Below are 22,726 nucleotides of genomic sequence, written 5' to 3' on the forward strand. Positions count from 1 at the left end.
CCCCGAATTGATCCGTGGGGTCAATTCTAAAATCTAAAATCTAAAATCTAAAATCTAAAATCTAAAATCGATTGACTGTTTGACATTTGAACAATACCGATGCCACGGGAAACGAGAGGATTGAGAAAGGGGACAAATTTCAGGTTTAATTATGGCAAGGAAATATAAAATACTTCTTAAGATACTTGACATATTTGGAAAAAAGGCTATAATCTCTTCAAATTAATTCCCGATGGCGGGTGTATCTAAAAAAATAGCTTATGTTTAACACAGCAGGACGGTTTCCAGAAAATCCGATTCGGGGAAATGTTGCGGGTGTTTCAGCGGAAATACTAGACTTATTCAGTAAGTTCGATCGCTTAAATCAGATCGGGACAATTGCCGTAGGCGATACCAATATTTTATTTGATACCAGCTACGATTTGACTGAAAAACGCGATGGGGCGGCGGCTGCGACTGGTAGTGCGATCCTCTACGAGGGCTTCGCTAACGGCCTTTTTGGGCCATCCACCGACTTCGGTCTCCCATCGTCAGGAAGCGACAATCTTAAATTTGATAGTAGTCTAAAATCCCCGACCGCTACCTCCACTCAAGGTGAGATAGACGAACTGACAGGGATGGCTTTACCTGTTGGTGAACTCTCCCTATCCCAAACTTCTTCCCTATTTCCTGATGAAAACTGGGCTTTCAATTTTAAAAATTACACCATCGATCACCAAGGTTTAAACACCCTCAACCTTAAAGTTGGTTACGGGTTAAAACCGGGAATTACCCCAAACGAATATCCAGATTTTGTGCCCATTTACCAAAGCATTGATAATTTCCTAGTTAACTACCCGAACGAAACAGATTTCTGGGAAATTCTCAACAAAAATTTGACGGAAAAGGTGCTTACTGAAAATCCGGTACTGACAGATGTTACGATTCAACTGGAAGTTTTGCCAACGGAGGTATTGCCCTACGATCGCGCCAGTACAGTTTTCCGCAGTCAATCGGGCAAAATCACAGAAGATTGGAATTTTTCACTCAAAGACTACGCAATCAATCACCAAGGATTGAACAAGCTCAATCTCGATATAGATTACCAGTACAAACCGGAAATCGCTCCCAATGAATATCCCGATTTTGTGCCAATCTACAATAGCATTGATAACTTTTTAACCACATATCCGAACGAAACAGATTTTTGGGAAGTTGTCAATAAAAACTTGACTCAAAATATCCTCAACGAAAATCCTGCATTGGCGGCAATTAAGATAGACTTCAACGTTCTGCCAAGCCAAAGCTTGCCCTACAACCGCACCAGCAAAGTTACTCGCACTCAACCCAGCAATCCTCAAGGAACTTTCCTAGTTGGCAATAGCCGGGGAAATAATGTACTTCGGTTTGACGGCAATACCGGCAATTTTCTAGGCGAATTTATTCCACCGGGAAGCGGCGGTTTGTCCAATCCAGATACGATCGTTTTTGGGCCCGATGGCAATGGCGATGATCAGTCGGACATTTACGTTACTAGCGGCGACAAGCCCGGAAATTCGGGAGAACCGACAGCATCGGCGGTATTGCGGTATGACGGAATTACTGGCGCATTTATTGACAAGTTTGTCGCCGATAATCCGAACACGGCGGCCGATGAAACTGGCGGATTGTTTCGCCCTTACGGTTTAGCTTTTGGCCCTGACGGTAATTTTTATGTCAGCAGTTTTTTGAGTGACCAAATTCTGCGATATAACGGCCAAACAGGACAGTTTATTGATGTATTTGCTTCGGGAAATCAGCAAGCGGGAGGATTGAATGGCCCGAACGGTTTACTGTTTGCTCCTGACGGCAATTTGTACGTGACAACGCAGGGGAGTGTGGCGACCAACGGTCAACCAGATTTTAGCGCAGGTTTCCCCAGTCAGGTGCTGCGTTACAACCCGCAAACCGGGCAGTCAAGTATCTTTGCTTCGCCCGATCCTTCGCCTCGGAGTCAGGGATTTGCAAGTCTTTTGGGACTGGCAATCGGGCCCGCTGACGGCGACCTTTATGTCAGCGATTTTGCTAACGATATCAGGCGCTACAATTTAAGAAGTGGGGAATTGGTCAAGGTTTTATCTACGAATTATACTGATACTTCGCCCAGTAGCAATTATGTAGGTAGTTTGGCTTTTTCGCCGATCGGCAATTTGTTTGCAGTTGGCTTTGACAACCGCGCTAATGCTAACGGTGCCGGCGCTGTTTTGCGGTATAATGGCAAGACTGACGAACCGCTGCCAATATCGGGAAATCCTGGATCGAGTAACAGTTCTATTTTTGTCCCTCCCGACAGCAAGCTACAGCGTCCAATAGGAATTTCTTTCTTTCCGTCCGATGCTCAACTGACGGAGAAATGGAATTTTACATTGGCAAATTACCCCATTAATCATCAAGGGTTAAACAACCTGAATATTGATGTAAATTATAAGTACAAAGACGGGATTCAAAATTCTGAGTATCCTGATTTTGTGCCGATTTACAAGAGCATTGACAACCTTTTAGTTAACTACCCGAACGAAACAGATTTTTGGGAAATTGTCAACAAGAATCTGACCGAAAAAGTGCTTGCTGACAATCCGGCACTTTCGTCGGTGACGGTTAATTTGGATGTTTTACCGACGAACCGATTGCCTTACGAGCGCAGCAGTACCGTTACTCGCACTCAAGATGGTAAATTAGGCGAAGCATGGGATTTCAAAATTCCTAATTACTCGATCGATCACCAGGGTTTGAATAACCTCAATATGGATGTCAAATATCAGTACAAACCAGGAATTACGCAGGATGAGTATCCAGACTTTGTGCCGATTTACCAAAGCATCGACACTTTCTTGACTAATTATCCCAATGAAACGGATTTCTGGGAAATTCTTAATAAGAGTTTGACGCAAAAGCTGCTAGCCGAAAATCCGGCTTTGGATGCGTTGCAAATTAATCTGGAGGTTTTGCCGACTAACAGATTGCCTTACGAGCGAGCTAGCATTGTGTCGATCGCTTAGCCTATCATTGGAAATTAGATGGAAAAATCTTGACAAGAAATACATACTTAGCTACCGTAAGGGTAAGGTTAAGTACGTTGCGTAGAAACCAGGTTGTTTCGCGTCCAAGACAAACCCATTTAAATTGTCTGTTGTGCTGTGGTGAAAAACCCGGTTTTTAAAAGAAACCGGGTTTCTGAATTAGACCGAGTTTACCAAATTCCATTTTGGGATATATGTCTGTGTCCCGCTGCATTTGATACCTAAATAGTGGTGGACGCAAATAGGATAAAAAACCAGGTTTTGGCGTTAAAGTCGATCGCTGACAACCTGTTATTTTGACTCTTAACCTGGTTCTTGTGCTTCCAGGACTGAAAAATATAGTTTTTTTTATCGGAGTTCGTGCTGCGCCCAATTTCTAGTCATCCAACCCATATTTTACCAATAAACCCAGTTGCTCCCGCCCAGTCCTACTTATTACCAATTACGCTGTAAAATATTGAGAATACCTCTTTAGATTGATAGACATTTTGATTATTTCCTTTTAAATATGGTAGCAGTTCGCTGCCAATATGTAGGGTAAAAAATTTATGTTAACTTCCGGGCCAATTACCGCCCCCGTTCCCGTTTTCCTGGTTCTTTTAGCAATCATGCTACTCGCGCCGCTGGTATTTGAGCGCTTGCGACTACCGGGAATAGTGGGTTTAATTATTGCTGGCGTAATTGTCGGGCCCAACGGTCTCAATTTGCTGCAACGAGACGCTACTATTGTTTTGCTAGGTACTGTAGGATTGCTGTTTTTGATGTTCCTAGCGGGACTGGAAACTAGCCTTGACGATCTCAAACTGAATGCGGACAAAGCTGTCATATTTGGGCTAGCTACTTTTGCGCTACCGATGATATTGGGGACAGGGGCGATGCTGCTGTTGGGATATAGCTGGCTGGCTGCAATTTTAGTCGCTTCTTGTTTTGCTACGCACACACTTTTAGCGCTGCCAATTCTCACCAAATTGGGATTGATGCGAACTCAGACTATTACTACGACTTTGGGCGGGACTTTAATTACCAATGTGTTGGGACTGTTGGTGCTGGCTATTGTTGTTAAAGCTTACAAAGGAAATCTCACTCTCGAATTTTGGCTGTTTCTCATTCCATCTCTTGCTATCTACACTTTTGCTACTTTGTGGGGCGTTCCCAAAATCGGTCGCTGGTTTTTCAAGAAATTCGGACACGACGAAAATGCCGAATTTATATTTGTATTAGCAACCCTATTTCTAGTTTCTTACGCAGCAGAACTAATTGAAATTGAGGCAATTATTGGTGCATTTTTATCGGGGATTGCCATTACTCAAATTATTCCCAAAATGAGTCCCCTGATGAATCGGATTGAGTTTATTGGCAATACGCTGTTTGTGCCGTTTTTTCTGATTTCTGTGGGGATGTTAATTGACCCGCTAATTTTGGTAAAGCAGCCGCAGTCTTTGTTGGTGGCGGCGGTGATGATTTTAGCAGAGGTGGTGAGCAAGTTTTTGGCAGCTTGGCTACCGGGGAAATTATTTGGCTTTGAGTTTCCGAACATTATGGTAATGTTCGGCCTTTCTGTTGCTCAAGCTGCTTCTACTTTGGCGGCGATTACGGTTGCTTTTGAGATTAAATTGGTCGATCGCGTAACGGTGAACGGCATCATTGCCATGATTTTAGTAACTTGTGTCGCTTCTCCTTGGATTGTATCTCGGTGGGGTCAAGAAATGCAGCCGCCGGGGTCGAGTTTGCCGGTTCCTACTGCGGGAAAGCATTCATGGGGAGAGCGAGTTTTAGTGCCTGTTGCTAATCCGAATACGGAAGATAATTTGCTGCGTTTGGCTTTGATTTTAGCAAAAACATCTCAGGGAACTTTGTTGCCGCTGCATATTTTGTCCGATCGCGGGGAAGCAATTTCGCCCGCAGAGAAAATGCAGCAAACTCAACTTTTGACTGCTGCGGAAACTGTCGCCCATGCGGCTGCTTGTGCGGTTGAACCGATCGCGAGGATAGATGATGCGATCGATCGCGGAATTCTGCGGAGTGCAACCGAACGCGAGGCTAGTTTAATAGTTTGCGGTTGGAAGGGATTTTCCACGACTCGCGACAATTTTTTTGGCAGCATCATTGATACTGTGATCGGGCGATCGCCCGTACCCGTACTGATTGCTCGATTTCCCGATCCTCTCCAGAATACAGCCAGAGTTCTTTTGGCGGTAACTGACAGCGAGTTGACTCGGTTTGGATTTCAGGAAACCGTGGATATTGCTAAGAGTTTGGCCGAGGAACTCAAGGCGAGTTTGCAAGTGTTGTTGGTGGCGACAAAACGGGAACAAAGCAACAAAAGTGGGGCGGAGGTGGAAATTCTTTCTGAGATACCAGTAAATCGGGTGCGGGGAAATTTTATCAGGCTAGTTTCGCAGAATTTGTTAGAACACGATTTGCTGATTTTAACCACAATTTCTCACCAGAATTTGTGGGAAAAACCGGGCACTCTCAAAGAACCGGAAGCGATCGCCCGGGTTCACGCAGATATCTCGATGCTTGTTGTTTATTTTCCTGTATCTTGAGGAATATTTTGGGAGCATCTCAATGAAAGCAGGCAAGCTAGAAATTGGAGTTAGGAGTCAGGAGTAAGGAGTCAGGAGAAAAGAGTCAGAAGGAAGAAGTCAGGAGCCAGAAGAAGTGTTTTTACAAATATGAGATGCTCCCAATATTTTAACCGCAGATGATGTTATGAATCTGCATTGATCTGCTGTTAAGATTTAATCCTACTCCATCCGATGCAACCGTCCATGAGATAACTAACTTCCGAAGTTTGTACTTTTCGGGCTGCAGGTTAATATCAAATCCGTGGGTACCGACACTATTCCTATCTCTCTTCTCTTCCTCTGCGCCCTCTGCGCCCTCTGCGGTTTAATCATTCAAAAAGAACCCGCCTAAAGCCCGGACGATCGCACTTTTCCAAACTAATTTCGATCGCACTCCGATGGAGACAATTTCTCGGCATCTAGGACAATTTCTCGGTATCTGGGAGAATTTTGAGAATATGGTGATATATCTCCTCTAGTTCAATAACGTAAAAATGAGCATCAGACCAAATTTCAGATGGTTTTCTTCAGTGGCGAGTGTTTTGGGTTCGATTTCGATCGGCACTTTCAGCGACGCGACATCCTCTGTAAAAGCGGCAGAAACGGTTGTTATCCGCAAAGGTATTTTAGAAACGTCAATATCGGTTGCGGATTTGCGCGAACTCGCAGAAACAGGAAAAGTCCCCGCCAAACTGCAAGCTTATGCCAATCTCTTGTCTGACGAACAGCGGAGTAAAATTTTTCGGGCGCTGCAAGCGAAAATTCCCCTCAATGTAGTCGGCCTGAGCAACTTGCTAAATACGGGCATTGGCACTGGCATCCTGACGGATTTGACTACTGTCATACCCAGGCGCGACGGTGGGGGTGTGGAAGCGCTGCGAGCCGCTCTGGTGCAGGGAGCAAAAGCGCCGGAAGGCTTATCTATATTGAGTTTCATTGAATCTTATCCGAGCTCGCGGGTCGTGGTGGATCTAGATCGAGCTTTCGCTGTTTTGGGAAATATGAACGTAAGTTTTTGGCAAACTCAGCGCTTTATGGCGGCGATCGCACCTCAGTTAGCACCAGTTAAACCCGCGTTTAAGCTGCCTTTCGATCCAACCCAGCCGGGCCCTAATGTCGTGCAGGTACGGGCGCTAGATTTGAACGATAGCGCCCGCAATCGGCGTATTCCAGTTGATGTGTACTGGTCAAGAGCTGCGACAGCCGACAAACCGACGATCGTCTTTTCTCACGGTTTGGGTTCCGTCCGCACGGATTTGCGCTACTTAGCCGAGCATTTGGCGTCTCACGGCTATGTGGTAGCAGCTTTAGAACATCCCGGCAGTAACGAGACGAATACCAATGCTGCGATGGCGGGGAAGTGTCCGTTGCTAGCTCCTCAAGAGTTTTTAGACCGTCCCAAAGACATCAGTTTTGTACTCGACGAACTGACAAAATTGAACCAAACTGATGATAACTTGCAGGGGAAAATTGCGATCGACCCAGCGGTGATCGTTGGCTATTCCTTCGGCGGCGCTACAGCCTTGTCCGTGGCCGGCGCCGAACTGCAATTGAGCGGACTCAAACAAAGGTGTCAGGGGGATTTGATTGGGTTCAGCTTAGGCGAAGGCATTCAGTGCGCGGCGGCCGGATTGCCCGAAGAACGGTATCAATTGCGGGATGGGAGGATTAAAAGGGCGATCGCCATGAATCCGATCGCATCATTATTATTTGGAGAAACGGGCTTAAGTAAAATTAAGATTCCCACATTAATAGTAGCATCTTCTGCCGACAAAACCACTCCTGCCTTAGCCGAACAAATTGCTGGCTTTCCGAAAATTCCATCTCCTAAATGGCTAGTTGGTTTTGTAGGAGGAACGCACTTAAGCGTCAAAGATCCGAGTACAACTTTAAACCAAGTTCGCAGGCCGAGCACAGTAATTACTGGGGATGAAGTTGTCGGCGACCAAGCTGTTAGCATACGCAATTATATTAAAGCTGTAAGTTTGGCTACCGCCGCGCAACTAACTGCTGAAGCTGATAAATATGCAGTCTTTCTAACACCAGAATACGCGCAATTTGCCTCCACATCGGCAATCCCGGTGCGGCTAGTAACAGAAATTTCCCCGGAAATTAATACCGTCGTGCAAACTTTTATTCAAAGGAATAAGTAGTTATTAGTCATTAGTCATTAGTCATATCATGTCCGGTCAATTAACCATGATTCCTGTAGGGGCGGGTTCGCCAAGATATTGAATAGAAACGGGAAAATCTGTAAACCCGACCCGACCTTTAATCGCCGTAAATCGATGGGACATAATATCATTAGTCATTAATCATTAGTCATTAGTCATCAGCTAATAACTAATGATAAAAACTTGTAGTAATATCAAATAAGGTGACATCGAAATTATACTTGAGTGCGAGCGGGACGATCGCTCCTGAGAGCGCGGAGCCACACGGGAAACTCCCACTGCACTGGGAAAATTATGATTCCGATGTCAGCGGAAACGAGATTACGACTAGCAGCCTTTCCTTTTGTATGCGCGGTAGCTTAGCCCCCAGGGTGGATTTTCTTCTTAAGCTGTTTCTGATATTTTTTGTCCGTGCAAGGGCAAAATATAAGCAACCGCTTTCACAAACTCTACTCCCCAACTGCGATGCCTAAAAAAAATCTTATCCCGCTATTGCTTCTGTTGGCAGCCCTGTTTACCCTTTACGGTGACACTTTAACTTTTCTCCCCAAACCTGTAAGAGATACTAGCGTGGCCAGTCGAAAGTTCTTCGTCGGGTTGTGGCCAGATTGGTTGAGGCCGAGAGATTTCAACGAGAAAAGGCAACAGGATATTGAGAAATTGCAAAAAACTCCTAGCCCGAGTCGATAGTTTTGAGCTACCAGCGAGAAACCCTGTTTCTTTAACAATACCTAGCCATTTTCTTGTAGGTTGGGTTAAGCGAAGCACAACCAAACAGTACGATTTTAGATTTTGGATTTTAGATTTTAGATTTTTTATCCCATCTCTAATCTGTAATCGATTAAACTTGAGATTTGAGATTTTCCCAGCAGTAAGGTGTGCAATGCACACCCTACAGATAGAGGTTATGCGTCCAGGACTATTTTAGATCGATCCTCCCATCTAAAATCTAAAATCTAAAATCTAAAATTGATTAAGCGTGCTTTTTCAACCAGCTAAACATAGCTCGCAAATCTTTACCAACTTCTTCAATAGGATGTTCTGCTTCCTGACGGCGCATGGAGGTAAAACCTGGCTTGCCGGCTTGGTTTTCCAGAACGAATTCGCGGGCAAATTGGCCGGATTGAATTTCGCTGAGAATCTTACGCATTTCGGCGCGGGTTTGATCCGTGACGATGCGGGGGCCGCGAGTTAAATCGCCGTATTCTGCGGTATTGGAGATGCTGTCGCGCATTTTGGCGAGGCCTCCTTCTACTACTAAGTCAACGATAAGTTTAACTTCGTGCAAACATTCAAAATAAGCTAATTCCGGTTGGTATCCGGCGTCAACTAAAGTTTCAAATCCAGCTTTAATTAAGGCGCTCAAACCGCCGCACAAAACTACTTGTTCGCCAAAAAGATCCGTTTCTGTTTCTTCGCGGAAAGTGGTTTCCAGGATGCCGGCTCTGGTGCCGCCGATACCTTTAGCATAGGCCATTGCCCGATCGCGCGCTTGACCGGAAGCATCTTGATATACTGCAAACAAACTCGGAACACCTTCCCCTTGTTCGTAAGTCCGTCGCACCAAGTGTCCGGGGCCTTTGGGGGCAACCATTACTACGTCTACATTGGCAGGGGGAACAACTTGGCCGAAGTGAATGTTAAAACCGTGAGCAAATGCTAAAACATTTCCTTCAGAAAGGTTGGGTTCGATTTGTTCTTTGTAAATAGTTTTTTGAACTTCATCGGGCAATAAAATCATGATGAAGTCAGCAGCGGCTGCTGCTTTGTCTACCGGGTGAACTGTTAAACCCGCGTCGGTTGCTTTGGCGGCAGATTTGCTACCGGGATACAAACCGACAACGACATTCATGCCACTGTCTTTGAGGTTAAGCGCGTGGGCGTGTCCTTGGGAACCGTAGCCGATGATAGCAATCGTTTTGTTGGCTAAGAGGTCTAGGTTCGCGTCGGTGTCGTAATACATACGGGCCATAATCCTTGTCTCCTGAGATGCAAATTGGGTGATTGACTGCAAAACTCTCATTTTATCAAAGTAGGGTACTTTTTTTACATAATTTTTTTAATTAAGATTTGAGCGGGGGAAATTTTAGCGAGATCGCGCTGAATTTAGCAGGGTTTGTCGCCGAGTCAAATATAATTGTCAATAGCGTGCTGTGCATTTGAAAAAACCTCACATCTTGCACCATTCTCAAGAACAGGCTTTCCGGCCTGTTCCACAAAGAGTGAATTTTGTTGTGGAACAGGCCGGAAAGCCTGTTCATAAAAAGCTTATTTAACATGGTGCAATATCTCAGAAAAACGCAACTAACTAACTTTTTTAAGATGAAAATAAAAGCAATACATCATGTGGCGATTATTTGCTCGGATTACGAAGCATCGAAAAAATTTTATGTAGAAGTATTGGGATGTTCCATTATCAAAGAAACTTTCCGAACCGAGAGGAATTCTTACAAACTAGATTTGCGAGTCGGAAACGGGGACACCATCGAGCTTTTCTCATTTACCAATCCTCCTGAAAGAGTTAACAATCCTGAAGCTTGCGGTTTGAGACATTTAGCTTTTGCCGTAGAGGACATAGAAGCATCCGTTGCTTACTTAAAATCCCAAGAAGTAGAAGTAGAAAACATTCGCCTTGACGAAATTACCGAAAAACGGTTTACATTTTTCCGAGATCCCGACAACTTACCCTTAGAAATTTATGAAATTTAAGGAGGTTCCCGAGTTTGTAAAGTCGCTCTTAAGTCAATAAGCTGTCACGCATTTAAATTGCATATTCAGGGCGGGATCTTAGGCCCAACCCCTACTCCCCACAAGACGGCGAATTGTTTGTTGACATTCTATTTAAATGCACAACAGCTTAGGTGGGGTGTGCATTGCCCTAAAAACTGCATGATTCATTCTAAATCTAAAATCTAAAATTTAAAATCTAAAATTGTATAATGGACTATCTCATCAGAAACACCACGCTCGGATTGCCTGCTTTCATGCTATTTATAGCCATAGTAGCTACAGGTAAAACAGGTAATGTGGTCGCCATTCTACAAAAATATGGTAAAAACCGCAAAACTGCGAAATGCGCGATCGGGCTTTGGCATTTTACCGACTTGGCCGACTTTTATGCCGCTGGCTTATATTCCGATCGATCACTTTCTAGTGAGCAAAGAAATTGGTGTTTCAAAGATTCGTACTGGCCGAAATGTCGGTTCGGATCATTTGCCGTTAATTACAGATTTGGTCATTTGAAGGAAGTTAAAGCAGTGACTGATTAGAAATTGGATCTTTCATTATTTTTAGGAACGGGCAAGATGCCCGTTCCACAATAAAACTGAATTTTTGTGGAACAGGCATCTTGCCTGTTCTTCCCACAATAAAACTGAATTTGTGTGGCACAGGCATCTTGCCTGTTCTTCCGACAATAAAACTGAATTGTTGTGGAACAGGCATCTTGCCTGTTCTTCCCACAATAAAACTGAATTGTTGTGGAACAGGCATCTTGCCTGTTCTTCCCACAATAAAACTGAATTGTTGTGGAACAGGCATCTTGCCTGTTCTTGAGGATTTGACAGAGCCATCAAAGTAATATAAAATCTCAAATCATATAACTTTTATTCTCTCCAATTGTGCTTCTAAGTTCTCGATTAAATTATTTACTAACTGTAACTGGTACTGTTGAACATTCATATTTAATGGCTCTTTGCTGTCTTGAAAACAGATAACTTTTCCGGCGATTTCCTTGTAGTGTTGCAGCATGGAAAAAGTATCGGTACTGAAGCGAGCGAGATAGTTTTTAGCAGCCTCGCTGCAAATTTCCGTTACTTGATTTAGATAAGCTTCTGGCGATTCAGGCGGCTTTTCATACCCAGTTCTTTTATTCAAAATATAGCTAGCACCGCCGACTACTGCGGCTCCCACGGGCCCGCCCAATAGCCAACCTAAGCCTGTGGCGATCGCCACAGGAGTCACTTCACTGTCGATCGACTTTTGAGCTGGAGGTGGTGGCGGTTCCGGTAAGCTAACTTGCGGGGATGGAGGAAAGGAAATCAAAAGTGCGATCGGCTGTTCTTTATCAAAGAACTCGCAAGCTTTATTTACCCATTCTGCGATGGTTTGCTGCTGCTTCAACACCTCTCGCTCAAATTTTAGCTTCCAGGCATCAAAACTCCCTTCCTGGAGCGACAGCGCCATTTCCGATTGATACCGCTGCAAAAGTGTGGGCTGGTAAAGCCAAATCTCGAAATCGGAAACGCTGGCTTGAAAGCCTTTTGATATCAGTTTTTCAGCTTTTTGTTTAATTTCAATTTTGTCTTTGTGCTTCTTTTGAGCAGCGGCTATTTCTGCGGTGACAGTTTCAGCTTTGGCTCGAAGAGATTGGCAAATTTTAGTAGCTATAGCTTCAATTCTGGGCAACTTAACTGCTAGTTGTTCCTGTCGATCTGCCACAATACTCTGCAAAGCCGATTCAAAGCTGGCAATTCCTGTAGTTTGGGCGGCCGCCACATCTCCTTTCAGCCTCGCCCTCAAAGCCGGCAAAGCATCGACGCGGTAGATATTGCTGATATTGTTCGGCAAGTTCGAGCGAAAACTTTCGGCAACAAACAACAAGCGATTGTAAACTTGTTTTTGGTCGTCTGGTTCGAGTAGATTGAGAAAATTGGCAACAAAGACGACTGTGTTGATGTTGCGATCGCTCAACCAATCTCTCAAGTTCTCCCGTTCGCCTAAAGTCATCAATTTGCGAGCATCTAAAACCTGCACAACCAAATCAGCCGTTAGCAATTTATCCCGAACCAAATTATCCTGTTCTTCGCGATCGTTGGTTCCCGGCAAATCCAGCAATTCCACACCGGTTTGCAGGAATGGATGGGGACAGTAAACATTCACGGCTGCCACATCATCCCGCATTTGTCTCGCGTCGTCAAGGATGGCGTAGCGTTTCAAAACATCAGTCCCCGGTTCGCTAATTTCCGTGCCGTCTTTGAGGGTAATTTTTGCGCGCAATTCCTCGCCGTAGTTGACATAAATGGCAGCACCTGTAGTGGGCACAAGGTCGATCGGCAAAGCACGATTTCCAAGCATTGCATTGAGCAAAGTTGACTTGCCGTAGTTAAACGGGCCAAAGACAGCTATTTGAAAAGTTGGTTTGGCGAGATACTCGCAGATTGAGGTTGTATCTAGATAAAGTTGGGAGTTTTTGTCGAGTTCGAGAATACCGAGTGCTGATTTGAGATTGTCGGTGAGGTATTGATAAATTTCGGGTTGTTGCATATTGTTGTTTTATTTCAAGCGGATGCTAGGAAAGCTTGATATAGCGATTCGATACTCTGCGACTGGGCAGAAACATCAGCCTCCAATTTTTTCAACCGCTGTGATTCAGCCTGACAATTAATCTCGCGAGATTCCTTTTGTTCCAGCAAATTATCTAACTCTGATTTCCGAGAATTGATATCACCATTCATGCGATCGCCCACTTCCCGCCCGTAAACATCAAAACACTCTTTTACAGCATCGTGAATCGGCTGCCACTGCTCTTGAGCCACCTGCGGCAGATATTTCACTAGCTCTTTTTTCGCCGCTTTCACCAACTGTTTATGAGCTCCGTCTGCTTGCAAAACCCCAACACCCATCCCCAATAAAGCCAAGTACAGCGGCCCCAAAACAATCCCCGTCAAACTAGCAAGAATCGTACTGACGCTCAACACAGTAATTAAGTTGAGCAGGATATTTTTCCAATCAAAACCTGCTCCTGCCATTGCTACGCCTGCCAGATTCCCGGTCGTTAACGAGAACAATCCCATCGCCCATTTTGCCCAACTGGGCGAGTTATCTTCGTTCGAGTTGCTGACTGCTGCTGGTATTTTTTGTCCCGTTAGTTTTTCGGTGATTTTTTCAGTCACTTTCGTGTAAGATGCTCCGTAATTTGCGGCACTTTTCGAGAGTTGCGAAAATGCTGAATTCATCTCTTGTTCAGCAGTTAGAGTCCAAGCTGCTAGTTTGTCATTGATGTACTGCTCGAATGCTCGTTTGAGCGATGCTTCAAAGGCTTCTCGCTTGCCTTGGCTGAAGAAATCCAGAAATCTCAGTTCAGGTTGATACCGTAAGAAATCTGTTTCAAAGGTATTTTCTAAGTTGAGAACGTAGGTGCGGAAAGAATCTGCGATCGCCCGCGATTTACTATCTCTAACTTCGATAATTTCTTGTTGAAACTCATCGCGAATGTGAGTCAGCTTTTTAAACTCCGGCTCAACTGAATTAATCTTTTCCTTCAATTCATTGACATCGCGATCGAGTAATGGTAATCTGCGCCCAACAGTTTCGCGGACACGAGCAGAAATTTGACGCGCCAAAGTCCTCGCCGGACGCAATTCCGAAATCGCTCTTTCCTGGGTCAAAAACGTATTTAGTGCCGCCATGAACTCGGGAAAACCAGTACCTGCCAAATCCGCATCCGGGTTTTTCATCCGCAATCTGAGCGCCTTAATTGAGGTAATTGCAAACACTCGCTCGTCGTAAATGTCGTGGCCTTCTGTTAAACAATATTCAGCCAAATTAGCTTGAAAAACCCGCCGCAGTTTCCCTTCTGCTTCTGCCAATTCTTCAGGATCATCCGGGTCAATCAAACTTTCCCGCACCTGATCCCAAGCATTTATCAGGAAGAAAATGCTCAATCCGCGATTTTTGATGTAATTTTCTAGATAGCGTCTTTCGCCCATTGTGCAAGGCTGAGTGGCTCTAAGTACAAATAAAATAGCGTGGCAGTTGTTGATGTAACCGAGAGATAATTCATTCCGGGCTTCTGTATCGTTCAGTCCGGGACTGTCTACTATTTCTATGCCTTTTTCCAGCAAAGGTAAGGGATATTCTACTACGGCGCAATCGATATCTGGAAATGCTGGTTTCTTTTCTTCTTCTAAGCGTTTTGCCTCAGCGGGGTCAATTGTGTAGTTCTGTTTAAAACTTTTAAAATCTAGCTGTTTTGGGCTTTTGCCGTCATTGAAATAAACGGTGACTTTTTTTTCTGAACCGTAGCGCAAAATCGTCAGCAAAGCTGTACAGGGGTTTACGTCGCTGGGCAGTAAGTTTTCGCCGATTAACGCATTGAGAAAAGTGCTTTTACCGCGTTTCATGTCGCCTAGCACTAGCAGCCGAAAGACTCCTTGGCGCAAGTTTTTACTGGCGATATCAATGTCGGCGTTGTCTGTTTCTAAACCGAGTTTTCCCGATGCTTCTCCTCCTGCTAATTCTGATTGGTTGATGGCTGTGGCGATGTTGCTGAGGCGAGTGGCAATTTCTCGGCGGACGGCGGCTACTCGCTCTAAATCGTTGAGAAAGTTGCTAGTTTCTACTTTAAGGTTCATGGGTATTTCCTGATAGTTTCCTGCTTGACATTCTCAAATTTTGTCTTCTTCAATAAACATTTTGTAAGCTATGAAAGCAATGCCTCCCACTATCAGCGCGGCTGCCAGCCAAGATGCTATGCGAACTGCAACGATAACAGCAATGACAATGCCTGTAAATTGAGCGGCTGCTATAATTTTTCTGCGCCACTGTTTGAGTTTGCCGTTAACTTGGCTGTCGGGTTCTTGGTACTTGCTTGTTAGATGTTCGGGCACTGAACGGTCAATTTCGGCTTCTAGTTCGCGGAGCCTAATTTCTTGTTCGCGCTTCCGCAGTTCTTGTTCTTTGCGCCGGAGTTCTCTGGATTTGTTGTCTGGAGAATTCATAAATTTTAGCCTGTTTTTCGCTGAAAAAATGTGTTATTTATTGTCAATGTTGCGGAGCGATAAGTTCTCTACGACTGTAACTCACCTTTTCCGGCGTGTCGAGAAATGTTAAGAAATTTTAAAAAGGGCGATTCCCTACGGGATAGCTACGCTGTCGCGCATTTAAATTGTATATTCAGGGCGGGCTTTTAGGCCCACCCCACCCCACAAGACGGGGAATTGTTTTTTAACAGACAATTTAAATGTAGAACAGCTTACGCTTCACGACTAATTAAGCCGATCGCCCTACGCCCCAGACTAGCCGATGCAAATCATCAATAGCCTTCGGGGCCGATAGTCGTGCGATCGCACTCAGCTTCCGACAAATCAACCAAACGCGATCGAAATAAGTTGCATCCCGCTAATTGAGCTTTGGTTAACTTTGCTTTCTCCAAATTAGCACGGCTCAAATCCGCATATCTCAAATCGGCATTCGTCAAATCTGCATTGTACAAATCCGCACCTTGCAAATTGGCTTTCTGCAAATTAGCACCTTGCAAATTGGCGTGACGCAAATTTGCTCTTGATAAGTTTGCTCTTGATAAAGTTGCTTCCGACAAGTTAGCTTGATAAAGTTGAATATCGCCCAATTCAGCATCTTGCAAATCAGTTTTATAAAGATTGGCTTGAGTCAAATTTCCGTAGGGCAAATAAGCTCGCCTCAGAACGCTACCAGAAAGATTTATTTCTGTCAAATCTGCTTGAAACAAGTTATCTTCACTTAAGTCAACTGCGTTAAAGTTTCGCTGGCCCTCAGCATACTGAGCGAGCAATTCCTCAGCGCTTAGCTTTTGCATTTTCACCCCTCATGACGACAGCTACTGCAGCCAATCCATAACAGTAATTAATGGTTATTATTCTGCGTATTTATACTTAGGCATATTCTTATGTTAAGCTTGTGTAACAACAGTCGCATTTTTTCTAAGATTTTTTTTATATTTGTAAATTTCTGCCTTGCTTAACCAGTAAGCGGTTAGTAATGTCAAGATCGATCGAGAAACCAAAGCCAATCCTCTACTGAAATATGCCAGAACTTCCTCTCTCCATTGCTCAGCACTACCACGAACGGACAAAATACGACCCTGAAACCATTGCCGCTAAAAGCAAACAGCTAGATTGGACAGAGCAACCTGTGCCTTTCAAAGAATATAAAATTGGAGCGTATTTTGACCTCAAGCCTTATCTCAAAGACCCCTCGGAGGATGCCGATGCCGATCCCGATGCCGCTTGGTGGCATCGGTTATCTAGCTTGTTGCTGTGCAGCTACGGGTTGACGGCGAAAGTGCAGACGGTAGACGACAGCTACCTGTATTTGCGATCCGCACCGTCGGCGGGTGGACTCTACCCAGCAGAGGTTTATTTAATTTCCCGTGGCACTGCCCAGTTGCCGGCCGGACTCTACAACTATCAGTGCAGAACTCATTCACTTGTTCATTTTTGGGACAGTCAAGTTTGGCCGACATTGCAAGCAGCTTGTTTCCAGTCGCCCGCGCTAGAAAATACCCAATTGGCGATCGCCATTACCACTGTTTTTTTCCGTTCTTCTTGGCGTTACGAAGACCGAGCTTATCGGCGAATTTTTCTAGACACCGGTCATTTATTGAGCAATATCGAGTTAGCTTGCGCCGTCAACGATTACCGACCTCACCTGATTGGAGGATTCGCCGACGAAGCTGTCAATGAATTACTGTACATCGACTCGGATCAAGAAGGAGCAATTTGTGTAGTTGCTTTAGCCGACTTGCTAGATATTGACCAAAACTTGCCTAAATTTAAAACAGCTTTGCCCGGAAACACCACGACAGATTACCCGAAAATTTCCGAAGGTCAACTGTTAAAATACCTCCACAAAGCGACGCATTTAGAATCAGACCCTACCGGATCTGACGGCTGGAAAGTTGATGAAAATGAAGGGGAATTAGAAGATAAATACAACTTTCCCTTTTGTACTAAAGTTTCGACTGTCACTCCTTCGATTCCTTGGGGAGTGAACCTGGAAACTTTAGAAAACACTATGCTCAAAAGGCGTTCGACCCGTGCTTATACAGGTGCTTCTTTGAGCTTGGGCGAACTGCTAGCTATGCTGGATTTTACTTACCAGCCGCAGCACTATATCGACCAAGGATTAGACGGTAATCCAGACTATTTCGATCTAAGTTTGATCGAGACTTTTATTGCTGTTTCGGGAGTGCATGGGTTAGAAGAAGGCTGTTACTATTACGCTCCGAAAGCTCAAGAATTGCGGCAAATTCGGTTTAAAAATTTCCGCAGGGAATTGCATTTTTTGTGTTTGGGGCAAGACTTGGGCAGAGATGCGGGGGCGCTGTTGTTTCACACGGCGGATTTGAACAGGGCTGTAGCAAAATATGGCGATCGAGTTTACCGCTATTTGCACATGGACGCGGGTCATTTGGGCCAGCGGTTGAATTTAGCAGCTATGCAACTGCGTTTGGGTGTCAGCGGTATCGCGGGCTTTTTTGACGATCGTGTCAATGACGTTCTCGGTATTCCTGCGGGTGAGGCTGTGCTTTATATTACCAGTCTGGGAAGACCTCGATCGTAAGAATGAGCGAATCGATTTTAGATTTTAGATTTTAGATTTTAGATTGAAGGATTGGCCGGGCTGATTTACGGTAGGAACCACTCAATCTGCCAAAAATCAACCAAGCGAGTCAGTCAATCTTCTGAATTTTCAAGTGATAGCAGTAAAGTGAGGATTGCAAACCTGTAATAGAGAGGTTTTACGTAAGTCCTGCTATTGCTATTTGCCAATGCAAAACCTGCTAAATATTCTGTCGAGCACTGATTCTGTCACTTCTTCGCCCGTAACTTCTCCCAATGCTTGAATTGCACCGCGCAAATCTATTGTCCAGAAATCTAAAGGCAATTTATTGCTCATAGTCTCTGTGCATTGTTCCAGAGAAATTTTAGCTTTAGTTAAGGCCGCTGCTTGTCGCTGGTTGATTGCTAAGTCGGAGTTGGCTGCTTGCAAATTTCCCCCGCTGACAGCATCTAAAATTGCTGTTTCTAAGTCTTCTATGCCTCGGTCGATGGCGGCGGCTGTGGTAACTATTGGGTGAATTTCTGAGGAAAAAGGTAGTTCGGGGAGGGTTTTTACTAAGTCGATTTTGTTGATAATTATAATTAGCTGGCGGTGCTTTACTTGTTCGTAAATTTCCGAATCGCCCTCTGTCCAACCAGATGTCGCGTCAATTGTCAACAACACTAAATCGGCTTGTTTTGCTGCTGCGCGCGATCGCTCAACGCCAATTTTTTCTACCTTGTCTTCGGTTTCTCGAATGCCCGCAGTATCGAGCACCTGCACCGGAATGCCGCCCACAACTAGCTGCGATTCTACCACATCCCGCGTCGTACCGGGCAAATCCGTGACGATCGCCCGATCGCTCTTACTCCACGCATTCAACAAACTCGATTTTCCCACATTCGGCCGCCCAACAATCGCTACTTTCAAACCGGTTCTCAACAATTCTCCGCGATCTGCCGTCGCCAAAATTGTTGACAATTCCTCCAAAACATGATTTATTTCCAAAGATGTTTTAGCTTCATCTAAAGGCGGCAAATCTTCCTCAAAATCAATTCTCGCCTCAATTTCTGCCAACACGTCCAAACAAGTTGTTCTCAATTTGCGAATGGGCTGCGCTAATTTTCCCTGCAAACTGGCCAAAGCACTTTGTGCAGCAGCGGGCGATTTTGCTCCCACCAAATCTGAGATACTTTCAGCTTGAGTTAAATCCAGCCTCCCGTTCAAAAAAGCCCGCAGCGAAAACTCTCCTGGCGCGGCTAATCTCGCCCCATGTTCCAAACACAACTGCAAGACTTGCTGCACGGCCATAATGCCACCGTGACAGTGAAATTCCACCACATCTTCGCGAGTAAAAGAACGCGGCGCTTTCATGATTAGCAGCAAAGCTTCATCGACTAATTCTTGAGTTTTGGGGCGGCGGATGTGACCGTAAAGAATGCGGTGAGACTCCCAAATTTGCCGTCCTGGGGCGCGAAACAGAGTTTCGGCAATTTTTAAGGCTGCGGAACCGGAAACTCGCACAATGCCGACGCTGCCTTGTTGGGGAACTATGGCGGTGGCGATCGCTGCGATCGTTCCTCCTTTTGTTAGTGATTCAGACATTTTTATTGTTCACACATTTAAAAGTTCTCTCAATCTCCTGTTTTTGAGTATCAGGCAATTGCTTCTCGGTATTTGAGAGTATAAATCTCTAGTTCGTCATTCAAAAAATTAAAATAGTCGCCCTTTAGGGCAAAATGCACCAGTTTCCGGGTCGAAGCGTAGGAGATATTTGGTAATCTTTTCCCTAGAATCGCTAATTGCTCGTCGGCTGCGAGAGACCAGATAACTTGAATTAGGGATTCAACCACTTGTACGTTCATTTGACTGACCTCCGGCTTGGTTGTTAAATTATACATATCTCATTGACAGGATAAACAATTTCAGCATTTTTTTTCTAAAATATTAGAAGAGCGTGGCAACAGCGATGGACTTGGCTAGCCAATCCGATCGCCCGTTTGTCCAGTCAGTCGATTTTAGATTTTAGATTGACTCCACAAATGAATCGGGTAGCTTGAACAGGGGTCTAAAATTTTGGGAGGCTAACGACTCCTGTCGGAAAGCAACTATCGGTTTTTGGGTAGGAGTCACGGATCGATCGAACTTAAATTACTCAGCCAAATATTTTGGCTATTCTGATTTCATGCGATAATGGAAAATTGACAATCAAGCATCCAGGATACAAGCCCCCGGATTCATCCGTGGAGAAAGAAAAAACCTGTATCCGATGAAACTTGCCCCCCGAATTTATCTGTGGGGTCAATGCTTCAATCTAAAATCTAAAATCTAAAATCTAAAATCGATTGACAGGGTAGAGGGCAAAGTATGATTGGTCAACTTCTAGACAGACGTTACCGCATCATTAAAGTCACAGACTCAAGTGAGGTGGGAAAAACTTATCTAGCAGCAGATACTCACCGTCCCGGGTATCCGCAATGCACGGTTAGAGAAATGCGGCTACCCGGCACAAGTTCGCAAACTCCAGAATTAGTCAAAGTTTTATTTCAAAGAAACGCCGAAATAATTGAAAAATTGGGAAAACACGACAAAATCCCGGAATTATTGGCGTATTTTGAGGAAAATCAAAGTTTATACTTAATTGAAGAATTTATTGCCGGATTACCTTTAAGTCAAGAACTAATACCCGGTCAACCTTGGGATGAAGACCAAGTAATTAATCTGCTATCAGAAATATTAGAAATTTTGGTGTTCATCCACGAGAAGGGTTTTATTCACCGCAGAATTCAACCAGACAGAGCGATCCGGCGCGAGTCTGACGGCAAATTTGTATTGGTAGACTTTAGCTTAGACAAAGAAATTAACCCGGAACTTGCTAACTGTCATTTGTTGTCGCAAACTTCCCCGAACTCTGTTAAACGGCCTGTGGCAAAAAAACAGGATTTGGCGGCTCAGGAATTATACGTGCCGATCGAGCAATTGAGCGGCAACCCCCGTTACAATAGCGACATCTACGCTCTAGGTACGATCGCCCAGATTGCCGTCACGGGACTCTCACCCAACGAACTGAGTGCCTTAAAAAACAACAAAAACGAAATTCCCTGGCGAAACCGGGCAACTTGTTCGGTCGCCCTAGCAGATATTATCGATCGAATGGTGCGCCCCGACTGCGAGGAACGTTATCAGGAGGCCGCCGAAGTTTTAGCAGACCTCAAACAAATCGCCGTAAAATTGGAGGTTGAGCCGCCGCCAGCCACAATCATCACGGACGCTATGAGTCAACCGCGAAGACAAAGCCAAACCAAACTGCTGCTGTTGGCTGCAACAGGGGCAGCTTTAATCTTGACTGCACTGATGATTTACTTTTGGCAGAGTCAAAGTCCGGCGAGGTCAAAAGAATTGTTGGCCCGCGGCGTTACCAAGGCGCAGCAAGGGGACACAACAGGCGCGATCGCCGATTATACTCAAGCGATCGCCCTGAATGCCAGCGATGCGGAAACTTACTACAAGCGGGCAAACGCTCGCTACGACACGGGCGCCACCGAGGAAGCAATACAGGATTACACGCAAGCAATTAAAGTCAATCCCAGCCACACCAAAGCTCTCTACAATCGAGGTATGGCCCGCCTCGACATCGGGGACAAGCGGGGGGCCGTGGAAGATTTCACCCAAGTAGTGCGACTCAATCCCAGCGACGGTGAGGCCTACTCTCAGCGGGGTTTGGCCTACTACGATTTGGGCGACTACCGCACAGCAATTGAAGACTACACTCAGGCAATTCGGCTCAGTCCCAACGATGCTACAGCTTACAGCAATCGGGGTTTAGCTCGATCGGCAGCAGGCGACAAAACAGGAGCAATGGCAGATTTTACTCAAGCCCTTCAAATTAGCCCCAAACAAGCTGGCGTATACTACAGTCGTGGTCGAGCGAGATTTAATCTGGCAGATTATCAAGGAGCGATGGAAGATTATACTAAGGCGATCGAATTACAACCCGATCTCGCTGATGCTTATACCAATCGGTGCAGCGCTTACTTGAATTTGGCCACCTACGACAAAGCGATTGCAGATTGCACCGAAGGAATTCGCCTCGATCCAAAAGATGAAGCAGCTTACAACAACCGCTGCATTGCTTATCTGAATTTAAAGCAATTTCAAAAGGCTAGCGAAGATTGCAGTTTGACGATCGGACTCAACGGCAACAATCCCAAAGCATACAGCAATCGAGGATTAGCTCGATCGGCTTCGGGAGACAAGCAGGGAGCTGTGGAAGATTTTACTCAAGCAATTCGACTCAATCCCAGCGATGCCGTAGCTTACAGCAATCGCGGTACTATTTACTCAGAACTAAAAAATTACCCTTTAGCAGTTGAGGATTTCGCTCACTCGCTGCGGCTCAACCCCAACAATGCTAGCGCTTTTTATAGCCGGGGCCTCGTCCGCCGCCAACTCAAAGACCGTGCTGGGGCGATCGAGGATTTTCAGAAAGCTGCAACCCTCTTTCTAGAACAAGGAAGAGCCGATGGTTTCCAAAACGCACAATCACAAATCAACGACCCTAAATAAACTATTAGTCACCATTCAGATGTTAAAAAAAGCAGAAAAAAGTCAGAAGGGAGAAGAAAAAAGGAAGAAACAAGAA

General features: G+C 45.0%; 15 protein-coding genes. 7 read left to right on the forward strand and 8 right to left on the reverse strand.

Annotated features, from left to right (window positions below; all coding sequences use genetic code 11):
• Positions 1-260: 260 nt before the first annotated feature.
• The 3 genes from QUB39_RS16705 to QUB39_RS16715 all read left to right on the forward strand — a co-directional run bounded on the left by QUB39_RS16705 (position 261) and on the right by QUB39_RS16715 (position 7,761).
• A complete protein-coding gene (locus QUB39_RS16705; RefSeq protein WP_333057312.1) occupies positions 261-3,017 on the forward strand; it encodes an NHL repeat-containing protein in 2,757 nt (918 codons plus the stop codon).
• Positions 3,018-3,586: 569 nt separating this feature from the next.
• Positions 3,587-5,587: a cation:proton antiporter domain-containing protein gene (locus tag QUB39_RS16710; RefSeq protein ID WP_333057311.1), complete on the forward strand. Its 2,001-nt coding sequence runs from the start codon at positions 3,587-3,589 to the stop codon at positions 5,585-5,587.
• Positions 5,588-6,102: 515 nt separating this feature from the next.
• Positions 6,103-7,761, forward strand: a complete 1,659-nt coding sequence (locus QUB39_RS16715; protein WP_333057310.1) for an alpha/beta hydrolase — start codon at positions 6,103-6,105, stop codon at positions 7,759-7,761.
• Between the two features lie 994 nt (positions 7,762-8,755).
• Here QUB39_RS16715 and ilvC read toward each other — a convergent pair.
• Positions 8,756-9,805: a ketol-acid reductoisomerase gene (ilvC, locus tag QUB39_RS16720; RefSeq protein ID WP_333057309.1), complete on the reverse strand. Its 1,050-nt coding sequence runs from the start codon at positions 9,803-9,805 to the stop codon at positions 8,756-8,758.
• 299 nt (positions 9,806-10,104) lie between these two features.
• Between ilvC and gloA2 the strand changes: the two genes are divergently transcribed.
• Positions 10,105-10,491, forward strand: a complete 387-nt coding sequence (gloA2, locus tag QUB39_RS16725) for an SMU1112c/YaeR family gloxylase I-like metalloprotein (RefSeq protein WP_333057308.1) — start codon at positions 10,105-10,107, stop codon at positions 10,489-10,491.
• Between the two features lie 339 nt (positions 10,492-10,830).
• A complete protein-coding gene (locus tag QUB39_RS16730; RefSeq protein ID WP_333211094.1) occupies positions 10,831-11,025 on the forward strand; it encodes a hypothetical protein in 195 nt (64 codons plus the stop codon).
• Between the two features lie 6 nt (positions 11,026-11,031).
• Here the strand turns inward: QUB39_RS16730 and QUB39_RS16735 are convergent, their stop codons facing one another.
• From QUB39_RS16735 to QUB39_RS16755, 5 genes are all read right to left on the reverse strand, one after another.
• Complete coding sequence (locus QUB39_RS16735; RefSeq protein ID WP_333259943.1) at positions 11,032-11,322, reverse strand: hypothetical protein; 291 nt, start codon at positions 11,320-11,322, stop codon at positions 11,032-11,034.
• 54 nt (positions 11,323-11,376) lie between these two features.
• Positions 11,377-13,047: a dynamin family protein gene (locus QUB39_RS16740; protein WP_333057303.1), complete on the reverse strand. Its 1,671-nt coding sequence runs from the start codon at positions 13,045-13,047 to the stop codon at positions 11,377-11,379.
• Between the two features lie 14 nt (positions 13,048-13,061).
• Positions 13,062-15,137: a dynamin family protein gene (locus tag QUB39_RS16745; protein WP_333259939.1), complete on the reverse strand. Its 2,076-nt coding sequence runs from the start codon at positions 15,135-15,137 to the stop codon at positions 13,062-13,064.
• Positions 15,138-15,170: 33 nt separating this feature from the next.
• The gene (locus QUB39_RS16750; RefSeq protein WP_333057300.1) at positions 15,171-15,503 is read right to left on the reverse strand and encodes a hypothetical protein; all 333 of its coding nucleotides are present in this window, start codon (positions 15,501-15,503) and stop codon (positions 15,171-15,173) included.
• A gap of 314 nt (positions 15,504-15,817) precedes the next feature.
• Positions 15,818-16,339, reverse strand: a complete 522-nt coding sequence (locus QUB39_RS16755) for a pentapeptide repeat-containing protein (protein ID WP_333057299.1) — start codon at positions 16,337-16,339, stop codon at positions 15,818-15,820.
• A gap of 227 nt (positions 16,340-16,566) precedes the next feature.
• Between QUB39_RS16755 and QUB39_RS16760 the strand changes: the two genes are divergently transcribed.
• Positions 16,567-18,105: a SagB/ThcOx family dehydrogenase gene (locus QUB39_RS16760; RefSeq protein WP_333057298.1), complete on the forward strand. Its 1,539-nt coding sequence runs from the start codon at positions 16,567-16,569 to the stop codon at positions 18,103-18,105.
• 198 nt (positions 18,106-18,303) lie between these two features.
• Here QUB39_RS16760 and mnmE read toward each other — a convergent pair whose 3' ends face one another.
• The gene (mnmE, locus tag QUB39_RS16765; protein ID WP_333375086.1) at positions 18,304-19,689 is read right to left on the reverse strand and encodes a tRNA uridine-5-carboxymethylaminomethyl(34) synthesis GTPase MnmE; all 1,386 of its coding nucleotides are present in this window, start codon (positions 19,687-19,689) and stop codon (positions 18,304-18,306) included.
• Between the two features lie 50 nt (positions 19,690-19,739).
• Positions 19,740-19,949: a hypothetical protein gene (locus QUB39_RS16770; protein WP_333057296.1), complete on the reverse strand. Its 210-nt coding sequence runs from the start codon at positions 19,947-19,949 to the stop codon at positions 19,740-19,742.
• A gap of 502 nt (positions 19,950-20,451) precedes the next feature.
• Between QUB39_RS16770 and QUB39_RS16775 the strand changes: the two genes are divergently transcribed.
• Complete coding sequence (locus QUB39_RS16775; RefSeq protein WP_333485108.1) at positions 20,452-22,650, forward strand: tetratricopeptide repeat protein; 2,199 nt, start codon at positions 20,452-20,454, stop codon at positions 22,648-22,650.
• Positions 22,651-22,726: the final 76 nt, after the last annotated feature.

The sequence above is a fragment of the Microcoleus sp. AT8-B5 genome (assembly GCF_036705565.1).
Lineage (GTDB): Bacteria > Cyanobacteriota > Cyanobacteriia > Cyanobacteriales > Microcoleaceae > Microcoleus.

Coding starts and splice junctions, on each gene's coding strand:
- QUB39_RS16710 (WP_333057311.1), top strand. CDS start 3,587: ATGTTAACTTCCGGGCCAATTACCGCCCCCGTTCCCGTTTTCCTGGTT.
- QUB39_RS16745 (WP_333259939.1), bottom strand. CDS start 15,137: ATGAACCTTAAAGTAGAAACTAGCAACTTTCTCAACGATTTAGAGCGA.
- QUB39_RS16730 (WP_333211094.1), top strand. CDS start 10,831: ATGGTAAAAACCGCAAAACTGCGAAATGCGCGATCGGGCTTTGGCATT.
- gloA2 (WP_333057308.1), top strand. CDS start 10,105: ATGAAAATAAAAGCAATACATCATGTGGCGATTATTTGCTCGGATTAC.
- QUB39_RS16715 (WP_333057310.1), top strand. CDS start 6,103: ATGAGCATCAGACCAAATTTCAGATGGTTTTCTTCAGTGGCGAGTGTT.
- mnmE (WP_333375086.1), bottom strand. CDS start 19,689: ATGTCTGAATCACTAACAAAAGGAGGAACGATCGCAGCGATCGCCACC.
- QUB39_RS16775 (WP_333485108.1), top strand. CDS start 20,452: ATGATTGGTCAACTTCTAGACAGACGTTACCGCATCATTAAAGTCACA.
- QUB39_RS16705 (WP_333057312.1), top strand. CDS start 261: ATGTTTAACACAGCAGGACGGTTTCCAGAAAATCCGATTCGGGGAAAT.
- QUB39_RS16755 (WP_333057299.1), bottom strand. CDS start 16,339: ATGCAAAAGCTAAGCGCTGAGGAATTGCTCGCTCAGTATGCTGAGGGC.
- QUB39_RS16770 (WP_333057296.1), bottom strand. CDS start 19,949: ATGAACGTACAAGTGGTTGAATCCCTAATTCAAGTTATCTGGTCTCTC.
- QUB39_RS16740 (WP_333057303.1), bottom strand. CDS start 13,047: ATGCAACAACCCGAAATTTATCAATACCTCACCGACAATCTCAAATCA.
- QUB39_RS16735 (WP_333259943.1), bottom strand. CDS start 11,322: ATGCCTGTTCCACAACAATTCAGTTTTATTGTGGGAAGAACAGGCAAG.
- QUB39_RS16760 (WP_333057298.1), top strand. CDS start 16,567: ATGCCAGAACTTCCTCTCTCCATTGCTCAGCACTACCACGAACGGACA.
- QUB39_RS16750 (WP_333057300.1), bottom strand. CDS start 15,503: ATGAATTCTCCAGACAACAAATCCAGAGAACTCCGGCGCAAAGAACAA.
- ilvC (WP_333057309.1), bottom strand. CDS start 9,805: ATGAGAGTTTTGCAGTCAATCACCCAATTTGCATCTCAGGAGACAAGG.